This is a genomic window from Variovorax soli NBRC 106424 (genome assembly GCF_001591385.1).
GTDB classification, from domain to species: domain Bacteria; phylum Pseudomonadota; class Gammaproteobacteria; order Burkholderiales; family Burkholderiaceae_C; genus Variovorax; species Variovorax soli.
This window is the reverse complement of record NZ_BCUU01000011.1, coordinates 62,623-78,589: the sequence shown is the minus strand read 5'-3', so window position 1 is coordinate 78,589 and position 15,967 is coordinate 62,623. Positions and strand designations below refer to the sequence as shown.

The 15,967-nt window shown below is 68.0% G+C and carries 13 protein-coding genes; 7 read left to right on the top strand and 6 right to left on the bottom strand.

Going from position 1 to position 15,967, the window contains the following annotated elements; genetic code table 11:
• The first annotated feature begins 147 nt into the window (after positions 1–147).
• Both gdhA and VSO01S_RS05775 read left to right on the top strand, forming a co-directional pair.
• Positions 148–1,494, top strand: a complete 1,347-nt coding sequence (gene gdhA / locus VSO01S_RS05780) for an NADP-specific glutamate dehydrogenase (RefSeq protein ID WP_068640845.1) — start codon at positions 148–150, stop codon at positions 1,492–1,494.
• A gap of 233 nt (positions 1,495–1,727) precedes the next feature.
• A complete protein-coding gene (locus VSO01S_RS05775; RefSeq protein WP_068640844.1) occupies positions 1,728–5,270 on the top strand; it encodes an autotransporter outer membrane beta-barrel domain-containing protein in 3,543 nt (1,180 codons plus the stop codon).
• Between the two features lie 66 nt (positions 5,271–5,336).
• Here the strand turns inward: VSO01S_RS05775 and VSO01S_RS05770 are convergent, their stop codons facing one another.
• Genes VSO01S_RS05770 through VSO01S_RS05760 form a run of 3 tightly spaced genes read right to left on the bottom strand, consistent with a single transcriptional unit; the run spans position 5,337 to position 8,243 of the window.
• Complete coding sequence (locus VSO01S_RS05770; RefSeq protein WP_068640843.1) at positions 5,337–6,380, bottom strand: DctP family TRAP transporter solute-binding subunit; 1,044 nt, start codon at positions 6,378–6,380, stop codon at positions 5,337–5,339.
• Positions 6,381–6,411: 31 nt separating this feature from the next.
• Entirely contained in the window at positions 6,412–7,710 is a 1,299-nt protein-coding gene (locus tag VSO01S_RS05765; protein ID WP_068640842.1) for a TRAP transporter large permease, read from the bottom strand.
• Complete coding sequence (locus tag VSO01S_RS05760; protein WP_084241706.1) at positions 7,707–8,243, bottom strand: TRAP transporter small permease; 537 nt, start codon at positions 8,241–8,243, stop codon at positions 7,707–7,709. The genes VSO01S_RS05765 and VSO01S_RS05760 overlap by 4 nt, the downstream gene beginning before the upstream one ends.
• A gap of 320 nt (positions 8,244–8,563) precedes the next feature.
• On the opposite strand from VSO01S_RS05760, the gene VSO01S_RS05755 reads away from it, so the two are divergent.
• The 5 genes from VSO01S_RS05755 to htpX all read left to right on the top strand — a co-directional run bounded on the left by VSO01S_RS05755 (position 8,564) and on the right by htpX (position 12,567).
• A complete protein-coding gene (locus tag VSO01S_RS05755; protein ID WP_153305140.1) occupies positions 8,564–8,881 on the top strand; it encodes a hypothetical protein in 318 nt (105 codons plus the stop codon).
• Between the two features lie 98 nt (positions 8,882–8,979).
• Positions 8,980–10,014 (top strand): dihydroorotase, encoded by a 1,035-nt coding sequence (gene pyrC, locus VSO01S_RS05750; protein ID WP_068640840.1) that lies wholly within the window; start codon positions 8,980–8,982, stop codon positions 10,012–10,014.
• Positions 10,015–10,043: 29 nt separating this feature from the next.
• Positions 10,044–10,811, top strand: a complete 768-nt coding sequence (locus VSO01S_RS05745; RefSeq protein WP_245684123.1) for an NYN domain-containing protein — start codon at positions 10,044–10,046, stop codon at positions 10,809–10,811.
• Complete coding sequence (locus VSO01S_RS05740) at positions 10,808–11,695, top strand: DUF3025 domain-containing protein (protein WP_084241705.1); 888 nt, start codon at positions 10,808–10,810, stop codon at positions 11,693–11,695. Before VSO01S_RS05745 ends, VSO01S_RS05740 begins: the two co-directional genes overlap by 4 nt.
• Entirely contained in the window at positions 11,692–12,567 is an 876-nt protein-coding gene (htpX, locus tag VSO01S_RS05735; protein WP_068640839.1) for a protease HtpX, read from the top strand. Before VSO01S_RS05740 ends, htpX begins: the two co-directional genes overlap by 4 nt.
• Positions 12,568–12,659: 92 nt before the next feature.
• On the opposite strand, the gene VSO01S_RS05730 is transcribed toward htpX, so the two are convergent.
• Genes VSO01S_RS05730 through VSO01S_RS05720 form a run of 3 tightly spaced genes read right to left on the bottom strand, consistent with a single transcriptional unit; the run spans position 12,660 to position 15,897 of the window.
• A complete protein-coding gene (locus VSO01S_RS05730) occupies positions 12,660–13,583 on the bottom strand; it encodes a ProQ/FINO family protein (RefSeq protein WP_068640838.1) in 924 nt (307 codons plus the stop codon).
• A 53-nt stretch (positions 13,584–13,636) separates the two neighbouring features.
• Entirely contained in the window at positions 13,637–14,203 is a 567-nt protein-coding gene (locus VSO01S_RS05725) for a VUT family protein (protein ID WP_068640837.1), read from the bottom strand.
• Entirely contained in the window at positions 14,200–15,897 is a 1,698-nt protein-coding gene (locus VSO01S_RS05720; RefSeq protein WP_068640836.1) for an NAD(P)/FAD-dependent oxidoreductase, read from the bottom strand. The genes VSO01S_RS05725 and VSO01S_RS05720 overlap by 4 nt, the downstream gene beginning before the upstream one ends.
• Positions 15,898–15,967: the final 70 nt, after the last annotated feature.

The following is a 15,967-nucleotide window of genomic DNA, read 5'->3' as shown; positions in this document are numbered from 1 at the left end:
GGGTCGGCGCCAAGTACACCTGGTAGGTGCGCCAAATCGGTGCAATGTTGCATCCGGGCGCCACCACGGTGCCTTGATGCTCCAGCATTGGGCGAGAATGCACGGTTTTCGTGCAAATCCGAGAGATCCAAGAAGAGACATTCGCCCATGAAATACAGCAGCGCTGACGACTTTCTTGCCCACGTGGGGCAACGCAACCCCGGCCAGGGGGAGTACCTGCAAGCGGTCACCGAGGTGATCCACAGCCTCTGGCCCTTCATCCAGCGCCATCCCAAGTACCAGGGCTACAGCCTGCTCGAGCGCCTGGTGGAGCCCGAGCGGGTCGTCATGTTCCGCGTCTCCTGGATGGACGACGCCGGCGAGGTGCAGGTCAACCGCGGCTACCGCATCCAGCACAGCCTGGCCATCGGTCCCTACAAGGGCGGCCTGCGCTTCCATCCGTCGGTCGACCTCTCCATTCTGAAGTTCCTGGCCTTCGAGCAGACCTTCAAGAACGCGCTGACCACGCTGCCCATGGGCGGCGGCAAGGGCGGCTCCGACTTCGATCCCAAGGGCAAGAGCACGGCGGAGGTGATGCGCTTCTGCCAGGCTTTTGCCACCGAGCTGTTCCGCCACGTGGGCGCCGACACCGACGTGCCGGCCGGCGACATCGGCGTGGGTGCGCGCGAGGTCGGCTTCCTGGCGGGCATGGTCAAGAAGCTCACCAACCGCGCCGACTGCGTGTTCACCGGCAAGGGCCTGTCCTTCGGCGGCTCGCTGATCCGCCCCGAGGCCACCGGCTACGGCAACGTGTACTTCGCGCAGGAAATGCTGGGCCGCAAGGGCCTGTCCTTCGACGGCCTGCGCGTGGCCGTCTCCGGCGCTGGCAACGTGGCGCAGTACACCATCGAGAAGGCGATGGCGCTGGGCGCCAAGGTGGTCACGGTGTCCGACTCCGGCGGCACCGCAGTGGATGAGGCCGGCTTCACGCCCGAGAAGCTGCAACTGCTCATGCACATCCGCAACGACCTGCATGGCCGCGTGAGCGAATATGCCGCGCAGGCCGGCGCGCGCTATGTGGAGGGCGCACGCCCCTGGCAGCTGACGCCGGTGCAGGTGGCGCTGCCCAGCGCCACCCAGAACGAACTGGACGGCGACGATGCGCGCGCGCTGGTCAAGAACGGCGTGCTATGCGTGGCCGAAGGCGCCAACATGCCCAGCACGCTGGAGGCCATCCAGGTGTTCGAGCACCACGACGTGCTGTATGCGCCGGGCAAGGCCAGCAATGCCGGCGGCGTGGCCACTTCGGGCCTGGAGATGAGCCAGAACGCGCTGCGCCTGTCGTGGACGCGCGAGGAAGTCGACGCGCGCCTGCTGCAGATCATGAAGAGCATCCATGCCGCCTGCCTGCACCACGGCGACACGGGCGGCGGCCGCGTCAGCTATGTGCAGGGCGCCAACGTGGCGGGCTTCGTCAAGGTGGCCGACGCCATGCTGGCGCAGGGCGTGGTCTGATCGGACCTGGCGGTCGCCGCCGCCTCGCGCGGTAGCGGCCGCGCCGCCTGCCGGGGCCTGTTGCGAAATCCGCAACTGCTTCGGGTTGCAGGCGCCGGCTTTTCGCCGGACTTCGCATTTCTAAACGTCGGTTCTCCAGAAGAGGGCGCGGTTCGTACGCGCTCCCCTACAAGGAATGGTCTTCAAAGGCGAGCGAGATCTCGCCGGGGACCAACCTACAGGGAGAAACGTTTATGAAAAGAATCAAGGGCGTGGCGCGTCCTCGCCTCAACTATGTCTGCGCAGCCTTCATCGCCGGCACGGGAGCGTTGACATCGGGGGCGGTGCTGGGTCAGCAGGTCTATGCCAATGGCACCACCGAGCAGATCCCGGCGAACACCGCCATTGATACCGGCACCGCCGGTGGTGCGGGCGGGACCGCCGTGCGCGCGGAGAACAATGGCCAGGTGACTGCGGAAGGACTGGTGACGATCACCACTGGCGGGGGCGCTGCACATGGCGTTCATGTTTTCGGCGCTGGCGGAACCGCCTCTTTCGAACAGGGTGTGAACATCACCACCACCGGTGTCGAGTCCTACGGCTTGTGGTCCCAAAGCGTGAACGGCCTGATCAGCGTCAAGGACGCCACGATCAACTCCAACAGCACCAGCGCCATTGCGGAGACTGGTGGCCGCATTGCCATCGAGAATTCCGATGTCACGTCCACACAGAAATTCGGGCTGCACGCGCTCGGAGGCAACACCCCTGGTGATACCACCCACATCGACGCCGTGGACGTGAGCGTCACCACCTCGACCGCCCGTGGGGTCGAGGCGACCGGCTACGGAAGCATCGACCTCAGCACCCGCAACCGCGCGGCCAACACGGTCACCACCATGGGCAACAACGCCGCGGGCATCCAGGCGCATGCCGGTGGCGTCGTGCAATCCACCGGCGCACTGACGGTCAACACGAGCGGGATGACTTCGTACGGCGTGGAGGCCTACGACCGCGGCGAGATCAAGATCGACGGCCAGGCCGGCCCGGTCACTGTCACCACCAGCGGCGAGAACTCGGCCGGCCTGGTCGCGCGCCAGAACGGCACGGTGGCCGTCAACGGCACCACGGTGTCCACCACCGGACAGGGCGCGGCCGGCGTGGACGCCAGCACCGACGGCCTCGTGGTGCTGGACATCAACGCCACCATCACCACGCAGGGTGACAACGCAATCGGCATTCTTGCCAGGGACGACGGCAAGGCGCACACCGACGGCAGCCTGACGCTGAGCACTTCCGGCCAGAACGCCACCGGTGTGCACGCCACCGCCCGGGGCAACGTCCAGCTGTCCGCGCCGGAATCGACGGATGCCACGGCCATCGCCACCACCGGCGTCGGCGCCCAGGGCGTGCTGGTGGACAACGACGCCAGCCTGTTCGCCGCGGGCAGCCTGGCCATCGACACCGCCGGCGAGAATGCCCACGGCCTGCATGCCAACACCGGCGGGCAGGTTGCCATGACGGGCGGGTCCGCCAGCATCTCGATCACCACCACCGGTGCTTCGGCCAACGGCATCTGGGTGCAGGAACGATCCCTCATCGAGAACGAGGGCGACCTGGTCGTGAGCACGGCGGGTGACGATTCGGCCGGCGTGCTGGCGCAAAACGGCGGCCAGGCCGTGCTCACTGGCAAGGCCGGCTCGAGCAAGGTCGACACGAAGGGCGCCAATGCCCTGGGCCTGAGCGCGGAGGGCGTCGGCTCGTCCATCATGGCATCCGACTTTGCCGTGACCACCGCTGGCGCGGGCTCCCATGGTGCCGCGGCCAAGTCAGGTGGCAGTACGACACTGGCCAACATGCAGGTCTCAACGGCCGGGGATGCGGCCCATGGCCTGCATTCCGAAGGTGCCGGCGCGGCGCTCACCGCCACGTCGACGCAGGTGTCGACCACCGGCCGGGGAGCCCATGCGGGTTCTGTCGCCAACGGCGGGGCGCTTTCCTTCACGGACGGCAAGCTGGCCGCTTCCGGCGCGGACGCCGCAGCCCTGTACGCCACCGGTGTGGACGCCGTGGCCAGCCAGGTCGACCTCACCAACACCACGCTTCAGTCGGCCCAGGGCCCGTCCATCCGCGTCGATGGCGGCACCACCAACATCAACCTCAACAACACGCCGGCCACCGAGAACAACGGCAACTGGCTGCACGTGACCTCGGCCGTTGCCGTCGCCAACGTGGCTCTGGCCAGCTCCAACGCCAAGGGTGCGGCACTGAACGATGGCGGCGTCAGCAATGTGAAGCTGACCGACTCCAGGTGGGACATGACCGGCAATTCCAGCGTCACCGCGCTGGACAACATCCGCAGCCACATCCAGTTCAGCGCGCCCGCGGGCGGCGGCTACAAGACGCTGACGGCCAACAACTACCGCGGCGAGGGCGGCACCATCGGGCTCAACACCTACCTGGGCGCCGACAACTCCCCAACGGATCGCCTGGTGATCAATGGCGGCGCGGCCACCGGCTCCACCGGCCTGCAGTTGACCAACACCGGCGGTCCGGGCGCCCTGACGACGGGCAACGGCATCCAGGTGGTGCAGGCCGCCAACGGCGGGACCACCGAGGCGGGTGCTTTTGCGCTCACCTCGCGTGCCCTGGCCGGTCCGTACGAATACCAGCTCTACCGCGGCGCCACGGATGCCAGCGACGCCGAAAGCTGGTACCTGCGCTCCACCCGCGAGGTGCCGGAACCACCGGTTCCTCCGGTGCCGCCGGTACCCGTCGAGCCCCCGGTGGCGGGCGATCCGCCAGCGCCGCCGCCCGCTGCGCCTGCAGTTGCTCCGCGCTACCGTCCGGAGGTGGCCGCCTACCTGGCCAACCAGCGCGAGAACGGCAACATGTTCGTGCACAGCCTGCACGATCGCCTGGGCGAGCCGCAGTACACCGAGCCGCAGCGGCCCGCCGCCAAGGACCAGGGCCGCACCTCGGCCTGGCTGCGCGTCGTGGGCCGGGCCACCAGTTCGCAGAACCAGGACGGCGGCTTCAGTGCCGACACCGACAGCGTGCTCCTGCACGGCGGCGGCGACGTGGCCAGCTGGGGCGTGGGTGGCGATGCGGGCCGCCTGCACCTGGGCGGCATGCTGGGCTACGGCGGCTCGCGCACCGATGCGCGCGCGGCAGGCAACCCCAACCGTGCCGTCGGCAAGGCCGAGGGCTGGAACGTGGGCGCCTACGGCACGTGGTACCAGAACGATCAAAGCAAGCTGGGCGCCTATGTCGACGTCTGGGGCAACTACGGCTGGTACAAGAACACGGTGAGCGGCGATTCGCTGCCCAGCGTGGACTACGACGCGACGGGCTGGGCCCTCTCGGGCGAGACCGGCTACGCCTTCAAGCCCGTGCAGGACAGCGACTGGGTGGTCGAGCCGCAGGCGCAGCTGATCTACCTGAAGTCCGACCAGGACGACGTGCTCGAAGCCAGCGGCATCCGTGTCCACGACGGCGACAACAGCGGCTGGATCTCGCGCCTGGGCGTGCGCACGCACGCCACCTGGGTGAGCCCGGACGGCACCCGCACCCAGCCCTATCTCACCCTGAACTGGTGGCGCGACAACACGGACAGCGCCGTGTCGTTCAGCAACGTTGCGGTTTCAGGGCTGTATCCGAAGGACCGCTACGAGATCAAGATGGGCGTCAACGCCGATCTGGCCAAGGGCTGGACCGGCTGGGTCAACGTGGGCCATCAGTGGGGCAAGCAGAGCTTCCAATCGGTGACGTACCGCGTGGGCACCAAGTTCACCTGGTAATCCGGCGGCACCGCCCAACGAAAAATGCGCCGGGATTCCGGCGCTTTTTTTCCTTGTGGTGGACGGTTATTGTTGGTTCGGCCGGGCCGCCACAGCCTTCTCGGCCTTGCTCACCAGGTCCGCGCCCACCGTGCCCTTCCACTTGTCGTACACCGGCTTGGTGGCCTTGACGAAAGCGGCGCGCTCGGCCGGCGTGAGGCGCGTCACCGTCACGCCCATGCCCTCGATTTCCTTGAGCACCGGCTGGCCCGGCTCCACCAGGCCCTTGCGTGCGATCGCGATTTCCTGCTTGCCCGCGTCGACGGCGGCCTGGCGCACGATCTCGCGGTCGGCCGGCGTCCACGATTCCCAGATCTCCTTGTTCACCACGAAGATCAGCGGGTCGGCCACGTAGCCCCAGGTGGTGACGTACTTCTGGCCCACGGTGTGCATCTTCAGCACCGTGAAGAGGAACAGCGGGTTCTCCTGGCCGTCCACCGCGCCGCTGGCCAGCGCAGGCTGCGCGTCGGCCCAGCTCATCTGCGTGGGGTTGGCGCCCAGGGCGGTGAACATGTCGGAGTAGATGGGCGAGCCCACCACGCGGATCTTCATGCCCTTCAGGTCTTCCGGCGACTTGATCGGCTTCTTGGAGTTGGTGACTTCGCGAAAGCCGTTTTCGCCCCAGGCCAGCGGTACCACGCCGGCCTTCTCGACGATCTTGAACAGGTCCTTGCCCACCTCGCCCTGCGTGAGCGCGTCGATGGCCGCGTAGTCGGGCATCAGAAAGGGCATGGAGAACAGGTTGAGCTGCTTGACCTGCGGCGACCAGTTGATGGTGGAGCCCACCGCCATGTCGATCACGCCCTGGCGCAGCGCGCTGAACTCGCGCGTCTGGTCGCCCTGGATGAGCGAGACGCCGGGGTACAGCTTGATGTTGATGCGGCCCTGCGTGCGCTCCTTGACCAGGTCGGCCCAGATCTTGCCGGCCTGGCCCCAGGGCGTGGGCGGGCCCAGCACCAGCGACATCTTGTATTCGGCCTTGTAGTTGGCTTGCGCCAGCGCGCCGGTGGAGAAGGTGGCCAGCGCCGTGGCCACGGCAGCCAGGCCCAGCAGGGTGCGACGGAATTTCATGAGACAGGTCTCCTCTCGTTGGATAAACAGATCAATAGCCCAGCTTGTGGGGCAGCCACAGCGCCAGCTGCGGCCAGGCGATCACGCCCGCCATCACCAGGAACATGGCGAACAGCATCCAGCCTACCCAGCGCACGGTCTCTTCCATGCGCACGTTGGCAATGCGGCACGACACCATCAGGTTGACGGCCAGCGGCGGCGTGAACTGGCCCAGCGCCACCTTCAGCGTGAGGATCACGCCGAACCACACCGGGTCCCATTTGTAGTGCTGCACGATGGGCCACAGCAGCGGCACGAAGATCAGGAAGATCGACACGCCGTCCAGGAACATGCCCACGGTGATGAGCAGCACGATGAGCAGGGCCAGCACGCCGTATTCGCCCAGGCCCGAGTTGACGATGGCCTTGGCCACCGGGTCGATCACGCCCAGCGTGGACAGCGAGTAGGCAAAGATGCCCGCCAGCGACACCACCAGCAGGATGACCGCCGACAGCTCGCCCGCTTCGCGCAGGATCACGAACAGGTCGCGCACCTGGATCGTGCGGTAGACCGCCATGCCCACGAACAGGCCATAGAACACTGCGACGACGGCCGCTTCGGTCGGCGTGAACCAGCCGGCGCGCATGCCGCCCAAAATCAGCACCGGCGCCGCCAGGCCCCAGGTGGCTTCGCGAAAGCTCTTCCAGAACGCGGGGCGGGGCAGGGAGGCTTCGAGCGCGCCCATCTTGTTGGAGCGGGCCATCCACACCGCCGGAATGATCAGCGCCAGGCCGGCGAGCACGCCGGGGATCATGCCGGCGGCGAACAGCGCGGGCACCGAGGCGCCCGGCACCAGCACCGAATACACGATGAAGGCCACCGAAGGCGGAATCAGGATGTCGGTGGCCGCCGCCGCGCCCACCACGCTGGCCGAGTACGCCGCCGGATAGCCGGCGCGCGACATCGCGGCGATCATCACCGCGCCCACCGCCGCCGCATTGGCCGGGCCCGAGCCCGAGATGCCGCCCAGGAACATCGCCACCAGGATGGCCACCATGGGCAGCATGCCCGGACCGCGACCGACGATGGCAATGGCGAAGTTGACCAGCCGCGAGGCCACGCCGGAGCGGTCGAAGATGGAGCCCACCAGCACGAACATCGGAATGGCCAGCAGCGGGTACTTGCCCAGGCCCGCATAGAAGTTCTGCGGCACGGCCAGCAGGCCGAACCACTGGGCGTCGGCATTGGCCAGCGCGATGCAGGCCGCGCCGGCCAGGCCCAGGGCGGCGCCGATCGGCACGCCCAGGAGCATCATCGCCAGGAAGGCGACGAACAGGAGCGTGGGAATCATGGCTGGCGACCCCGGCGCACGAACAGGCCCATCGCGCGCAGGGCGATCGCCAGCGAGCAGATGGGCAGCCAGATCGAATACCACCACTGCGGCACGCCGATGCCGGGCGAGGTTTCCTCAAAACGGTAGTCGTCCCACACCACCCGGATGCTCAGGCCCGCGATGAGGAAGAACAGGGCCGCCACCATCAGCGCGCCGAACTGCGCCAGGCGCTTGCGCCGGGCCATGGAGCCGCTTTCGGCGAAGTACTCGATGCGGATGTGCCGGTCGCGCGCGACGGCGGCCGAGCCGGCCACCATGGCCAGCAGGATCATGAGGAACACCGAGAACTCTTCCGTCCAGGCAAAGGACGAATCGGTGAAGTAGCGCACCACCACGTTGGCGAAGGTGATGCAGGCCAGCAGGCCCATGATGACCACGGTGGCCCAGTCCTCGATCGCCAGCGGCACGCGCGTGGGTTCGTCTTCGTAAGGCAAAGCGTCGGGCAGCGTGCTCGCGTTGTCGAGCAGTGCACCGGGTTCAGGTTGGGGCATGGATGTGATAGGAACGGTACGACAAGGATGCTGCGACGCGGTCGGTTGACATCATGGGAGTCGAGATCCCAGTCCGCGCGGCGGTAGCCGTGTGCATGGTCGCAGGTCCGCCAAATGGTAATGACAGGTAATCATTTGGCGGCTTCGGGTCTTCACTTAGCGACTTGTGGATCGAGATTCACGCTGCGGCTCTCTCGTCCAGCACTCGACAGGTCGGGGAGCCCGTGGTGACGACCTGCTATGGGAAGCACCGATCAAGCTATGCTTTCGGTGGGGGCAGACCTTCGTCGTCTGAGTTCACTAAAACAAGTTTTCGCCTGATGAGTATCCAAGTTCCAATGCCTTCCCGGCATGTGCCGCCTGCGCGATCAATCGAGATATTTGAGCCGGTTGAGCAGGCCATCGCATACCTTGAGGTCGGCGCGATCCTATTCCTGCTGGCGCTGCTGATCGGGCAGATCTCACCGGTTCGGTTGTTGTCGTTGAATCCACTTCGTTGGTATCTGGTCGTTCTCGAAGACTCGGCGAGGCACTCTTTGTTGCGTTACCGGGTCATTCTGGTGTTGTGCATGGTGTCCTTCTGCGCATTCGCCGCGTCGGCTCTGGTGTATTTCTCTTATTTGCTGAGCGAAGCTTGAAGAGGGGCGCTCGGCGCCGAGCTGTCTTCGACGGGGAAAGCGGTCGTGACGCCGCATGGGCTCAACGCACGCCGGTCCGGGTGAGACAATTCCCGGTCATGACCGACTCCCTCACCATCACCCGCCCCGACGACTGGCACCTGCATGTGCGCGACGGGGATGCGCTCAAGGCCGTGGTGCCGCACAGCGCCGCCCAGTTTGCCCGGGCGCTCATCATGCCCAACCTCAAGCCGCCGGTGACCTCCGCCGAGCAGGCGATGGCCTACCGCCAGCGCATCCTCGACGCCGTGCCTGCCGGCACGGCCTTCGAGCCGGTGATGTCGCTCTACCTCACCGACAAGCTGCCGCCCGAGGAAATCGCGCGCGCGGCCCAGGCGGGCGTGAAGGCACTCAAGCTCTACCCGGCCGGCGCCACCACCAACAGCGATGCCGGCGTGACCGACATCCGCAAGACCTACGCCACGCTCGAAGCCATGCAGAAGCACGGCCTGCTGCTGCTGGTGCACGGCGAGGTGACCGACCCGGCGGTGGACCTGTTCGACCGCGAGGCGGTGTTCATCGAGCGCGTGATGATTCCGCTGCGCCGCGACTTTCCGCAGCTGAAGGTGGTGTTCGAGCACCTCACCACGAAGGAAGGCGCCCACTACGTGCGCGACGCGGGCCCCTTCACCGGCGCCACCATCACGGCGCACCACCTGCTCTACAACCGCAACGCCATCTTCACCGGCGGCATCCGCCCGCATTACTACTGCCTGCCGGTGCTCAAGCGCGAGACGCACCGCCTGGCACTGGTCGAGGCCGCCACCAGCGGCAGCCCGCGCTTCTTCCTGGGCACCGACAGCGCACCCCACGCCGCGCACCTGAAGGAACATGCCCTGGGCTGCGCCGGCTGCTACACCGGCCTGCACGCCATGGAGCTGTATGCCCAGGCCTTTGACAGCGTGGGCCAGCTCGACAAGCTCGAGGGCTTTGCCAGCTTTCACGGCGCCGACTTTTACGGCCTGCCGCGCAACCAGGGCACCGTCACGCTGAAGCGTGAAAGCTGGGCGGTGCCCGAGACGCTGCCTTACGGCGAAACCACGCTCAAGCCGCTCGCCGGCGGCGAGCAGATGGCCTGGAAGCTGGCGGCCTGAATGCGGTTGCGAGCAGACGGGGTGAAACCATGAACATGCCGCGCGCCGAGCGCGTGATGCTGCTCATCGACGCCGACAACGTCTCGGCCGACGTGATCGAGCAGGCGGTGCACAAGGTCATGGCCGAGCACGGCCACCTGCATGTGCGCCGGGCCTACTGCAATGCCGAGACGGCGCTCAAGCAGCAAAGCCTGTTCAAGCGCCTGAGCGTGCGGCCCATGGTCAACCTGGCGGCGGGCAAGAACAGCACCGACATCGCCCTCGCGGTGGACGCCATGGACCTGGCGGTGAGCGAGCGGCCGCAGCTCATCTACCTGGTGTCTTCCGATTCCGACTTCGCGCCGCTGGTGATTCGCCTGCGCGAAAAAGGATGCCGCGTCTGCGGCATCGGCCAGCAGGGCAAGACGGGCGACGAAACGCGCGGCGTGTACGACCACTTCACCGACCTGCAGCACCAGGCGGGCGGCAGCGCCGGTGTGAAGGCCGCGGCCAAGAAGCGTGCGCCCGCAGCGAAGAAGCGCAAGGTAGCAGCACCAGCGCCTGCTGCAGCAGCGCCGGCGCCCTTGCCGGCCCTGCCCGAGGACGTGCTGCGCATCCTCGAGGTGGTGCCGGCCCTGCGCGCCGGCCAGCGCATCGAACTCAACGTGGCGGTGGAGGGCCTGCGCGGCGCCAAGCTGCTTGCCAAGAGTGCCAGCTCGCAGAAGCTCTTCAAGAAGCATCCGGAACTCTTCATGCTGAGCCCCGAGAAGCAGCCCAACAAGGTCCAGTACATCGGCCCGGCGCTGCCGCTGCCATGAGCCTGCTGCTGCCGGAGCCGGGCGCGCCGTGGTGGGCGCCCTATGCCGGCGTCGCGCCGCGGGTCTTCGCGCAGGTGGCAGGCGGCGCGCAGGCGCACGAAGCCCTGGGCGCCGTGCTTTCTTCTTCGCCCATCGCTTCTTCGCCCATCGAACTGGCGGCCGGCCCACTGCGCTTCGTGCCCGGCGACAGCGCGCCCGAGGGCGAGGCCTACGAAGCCTTCATCGCGCGCACCGCGGGCGTGCCCACGCGGCACAACCTGCACGACCTGTTCAACGGACTGGCCTGGCTGCGGTTTCCTTGCATCAAGCGCCGGCTCAACGAGTTGCAGGCGGCGCAGATCGCCAGCGAAGGCGTCGGTGCTCGGCGCGGTCCGCTGCGCGATGCGCTCACCTTGCTGGACGAGAACGGCGCCCTGCTGTCGGCGCCGCCGCCAATCTGGCAGGCGCTGCTGGCGCGCGACTGGCGGGCGCTGTTCGTCACCCACCGCCCGCTGTGGGCGCGGGCGCGCCTGGCGGTCTTCGGCCATGCCTTGCTGGAGAAGCTCACGGCCGCGCCGCGCAAGAACCTGACGGCGCATGTGCTGGTCCTGCCCGATGAGCTGCGAAACACGGACGCCGACTTCGATGCCCTGGCAGGTGCACCGGCCTTTGCACCGGAATGGCTCGCCCGCAAGCCGTTCACGCCGCTGCCGGTGATGGGAATCCCCGGCTGGAGCTGCGAAAACGAGAACTTTTCCTTTTATGATGATTCCGAGGTATTTCGCCCTCGCAGGACGCCAGAAGAAAGAACAACCCCAGGTCCTGCATTCCCGCCCAGCTTGAAGCGGGCCGTCCGGCCCCCATCTGAGCGGCACACAAGCAGCTCCACGGAGATTCCAACTTGAAACGCATTCTTCTGTTCGTCCTGACCAACGTCCTGGTGGTCGCGGTGCTGGGCATCGTCGCCAGCCTGCTGGGCGTCAACCGCTACCTGACGGCCAACGGGCTGAACCTGGGCGCGCTGCTGGGCTTTGCCCTGATCATGGGCTTCGGCGGCGCGATCATCTCGCTGCTCATCAGCAAGCCCATGGCCAAGTGGACCTCGGGCCTGCACATGATCGACAACCCGCAGACGCCCGACGAAGCCTGGATCGTCGGCACGGTGAAGAAGTTCGCCGACAAGGCGGGCATCGGCATGCCCGAGGTCGGCATCTTCGAAGGCGAGCCCAACGCCTTCGCCACCGGCGCCTTCAAGAACTCGGCCCTGGTGGCGGTATCCACGGGGCTGCTGCAGAACATGACGCGCGACGAGGTCGAGGCCGTCATCGGCCACGAGGTGGCGCACATCGCCAACGGCGACATGGTCACCATGACGCTGATCCAGGGCGTGATGAACACCTTCGTCGTGTTCCTCTCGCGCGTGATCGGCTACGCGGTCGACAGCTTCCTGCGCCGCGGCGACGACCGCTCGTCGGGCCCCGGCATCGGCTACATGATCACCACCGTGGTGCTGGACATCGTGCTGGGCTTCGCCGCCGCGATCGTGGTGGCCTGGTTCTCGCGCCAGCGCGAGTTCCGTGCCGACGCCGGCTCGGTCGAGCTCATGGGCGGCCAGCGCCAGCCCATGGTCAACGCCCTGGCGCGCCTGGGCGGCCTGCCGGCGGGCGAGCTGCCCAAGTCGGTGGAAGCCATGGGCATCACCGGCAACATCGGCAAGCTGTTCTCCACGCACCCGCCGATCGAAGAGCGCATTGCGGCGCTGCAGAACGCGCGCTGATCGCGGCGCCCGCCAAGAGCAAAGCCGGCCCGGGGGCCGGCTTTTTTTCGCCTCCGCGGCGTGCGTGCGCTCGCGGCAGGCCCCTGTGTCGATCAGTCCGCGGAAGTCGCCGGCGCGGCCTCGGCGGCGGGCGCCTGCTGCGCCGCGCGTGCGCGCTGCAGCGTTCGCGTGACCTCGCCGTGCTTCATGCCGTACATGTCGGCAAATTCCTGCTCGCTCTTGCCGCCGGCCTCGAAGGCGCGCAGCAGGGCCTCGGCCTTGGCGTCCTGCGCGGCCAGGCTGGCCAGCGCCTCGTCGACGATGGCGTTGATGCCGGCATCGCGCGAGCGCACCAGCACGGCGTAGTCCTCGCGCGGCAGGCCCGAGGCTTCGATGGCCCGTGCGATGCGTGCCACGGTCTGCGCGCGCAGGCTGGCACGGCCTTCCTCATCGGGCGTGCGCATCTGGCGGCGGCGGTGCAGTTCCAGGATGGCGTGGTGCACATGCTCGGGCGCCATCGGCTCCACCACCTGGCCTTCCAGGTCGTGGCGCGGATGGCCGGCGGCCACGCTTTCCAGGTAGCGGGTCGAGCGGGCGTGCAGGCCCATGGCCAGCTTCAGGTCTTCCGGCTTGAAGGCGTCGGGATGGCGTGCCACCAGCTCCTCGTACACGCCGCGCTTGAGCGGCAGGAAGCGCGCGCCGAAGAGGCCGGGGTACAGCTCGAACAGCTTTTCCAGAACTGGGTGCGGCGCGCGGGCCTTGCCCTGTTCCTTGCCGGGCTTCTTGGCAGCTGCTGCCGCCGGCGCAGTCTCGGTTGCGGCCGCGGCTGCGGTCTGCCCGCCGCCTTGCGCACCGGCCCTGTCACCCCGGGTCTTGCCGCCGCGGCGGCGCGGCCTGCGTGCGGCACGCTCGGCCGGCGACGCGGTTTCGGACGGCGCGTGTTCCGAAGGCGCGCCGGATTCCGCGGGCGCTTGCGTTGCTTCTGGTGCAGCCGGTGCGGCGGCGTTGGAAACGTCGATTTCGTGGGTGTCGGTCATCGGGGTGCCAGGAAGAAACGGATAGGGGAAATCGTTGGTTGCTCGGGCGCTGTTCAGGCGGCGGTGCCTGCCGGCGCCTTGTTGTGTGCGGCGGGCAGGCGGCCGATGAGCAGCCTGAAGGGCAGCAGCATGAACACGCCCACGGCCAGCTTCACGCCCAGGTCGCCCAGGGCCCAGGTGATCCACGGGCCTTTGGTGCCGGCAAAGGCAATGCCCCAGAACACGATGCTGTCGAGCACCGCCGCGATCACCGTGGCCACCAGCGGCGCGCGCCACCAGGTGCCGCGGCGCAGGCGGTGGAAGAGGCCGATGTCCAGCAGCTGCGAGGCGATGAAGGCCAATCCCGAGGCGGCAGCGATGCGTGCCGGCGCGAGCGCCAGCGAGGCCGCCACGGCCACCGCAAAGCCCAGCCACGCGACGCGGCGCGCGAGGCCCGGGCCGAAGCGGCGGTTGATCAGGTCGCTCACCAGATAAGCCACCGGGTAGCTGAATGCGCCCCAGGTGAGCCAGTCGTTGATGGGGAACTGCACCAGGTAGTTGGACGCCAGCACCACCGCCACCATGGCCGCGATGCCCTGGGCGAACTGCGCCCGGGTCGGACGTGGAAAGCTCTGCGTCATGCCGCGGCCTCCGGCTTGGCGGCGCCCAGCATCTGCCGCGCCACCGCCTCGGCCACCTTGATGCCGTCCACGCCGGCCGACAGGATGCCGCCCGCGTAGCCCGCGCCTTCACCCGCCGGATACAGGCCCGCGATGCCGGGGCACTGCAGCGACTCGCCGTCCCGCGCGATGCGGATGGGCGAGGAGGTGCGCGTTTCCACACCCGTCAGCATTGCGTCGTGCCGGTCGAAGCCGGGGATCTTGCGGCCGAAGGCCGGGAAGGCTTCGCGCATGGCCTCGATGGCGTACGCGGGCAGGGCGCCGTGCAGGTCGCCCAGCAGAACGCCCGGCTTGTAGCTGGGCTGAACCTCGCCGAATTCCCTGGACGGGCGGCCCGCCACGAAATCGCCCACCAGCTGGCCGGGCGCGCAGTAGTCGCTGCCGCCCAGCACGAAGGCATTGGATTCGAGCCGCCGCTGCAGCTCGATGCCCGCCAGCGGATGCGGCTTGCCCTGCGCCTGTTCGAGCAGCTCGGGCGGCAGGTCGAGGTGCCGGTAGTCGGTCGGGAAGTCGCTCGGGTCGATGCCCACCACGATGCCCGCGTTGGCATTGCGCTCGTTGCGCGAGTACTGGCTCATGCCGTTGGTGACCACGCGATTGGGCTCGCTGGTGGCCGCGACCACCGTGCCGCCCGGGCACATGCAGAAGCTGTAGACCGAGCGCCCGTTGCTGGCGTGATGCACCAGCCGGTATTCGGCCGCGCCCAGCGCCGGATGGCCGGCATGGCGGCCCCAGCGCGCCCGGTCGATCAGGCCCTGCGGATGTTCGGCCCGAAAGCCGATGGAAAAGGGCTTGGCCTCGATCGGCGCGCCGCGCGTGTGCAGCATGGCGAAGCTGTCGCGCGCGCTGTGGCCCAGGGCAATGACGGCGTGGTCGGTGCGCAGCTCTTCGCTCTGGCCGGTGGCCTGGTTCAGCACCGTGAGGCCGCGCAGGTGGCCGCCCTCGACGCAGATGTCGGTCACCTTGTGCGAGAAGCGGATCTCGCCGCCCAGCGATTCGATCTCGGCGCGCATGTTCTCCACCATCTTCACCAGGCGGAAGGTGCCGATGTGCGGGTGCGCTTCCCACAGGATCTCCTCGGGCGCGCCGGCCTTCACGAACTCCTGCAGCACCTTGCGGCCGAGGTGGCGCGGGTCCTTGATCTGGCTGTAGAGCTTGCCGTCGGAAAAAGTGCCTGCGCCGCCTTCGCCGAACTGCACGTTCGACTCGGGCTGCAGCTCCTTGCGGCGCCACAGGCCCCAGGTGTCCTTGGTGCGCTCGCGCACCGCCTTGCCGCGCTCCAGCACGATGGGTTTGAGGCCCATCTGCGCCAGCAGCAGCGCCGCGAAGATGCCGCAGGGGCCGAAGCCCACCACCACGGGCCGCTGGAACGAGGCATGGCCCGCCTGCGCCACCAGGCGGTAGGTCATGTCGGGCGCGGCCTGCACATGCGGCTTGTTGCGCGCCAGCACCGCGGCCTCGCGCGACGGATCGGCCAGTTCCACATCGACGATGTAGACCTGGATCAGCTCGGCCTTGCGCGCGTCGAAGCTGCGCTTGTGGACCGTGTGCGAAGCAATGTCGGAGGGGGAAAGGCCCAGCACGCCGGCCACGCCCTGCAGCAGGGCCTCGGGCGCGTGGTCGAGCGGAAGCTTGAGTTCGGAAACGCGGATCATGACGGCGAAGGCCCGTATCGATCGGGCGGTTCGGTAAGCAAAGACCGCGATTTTACTTTTTCGAGATCCG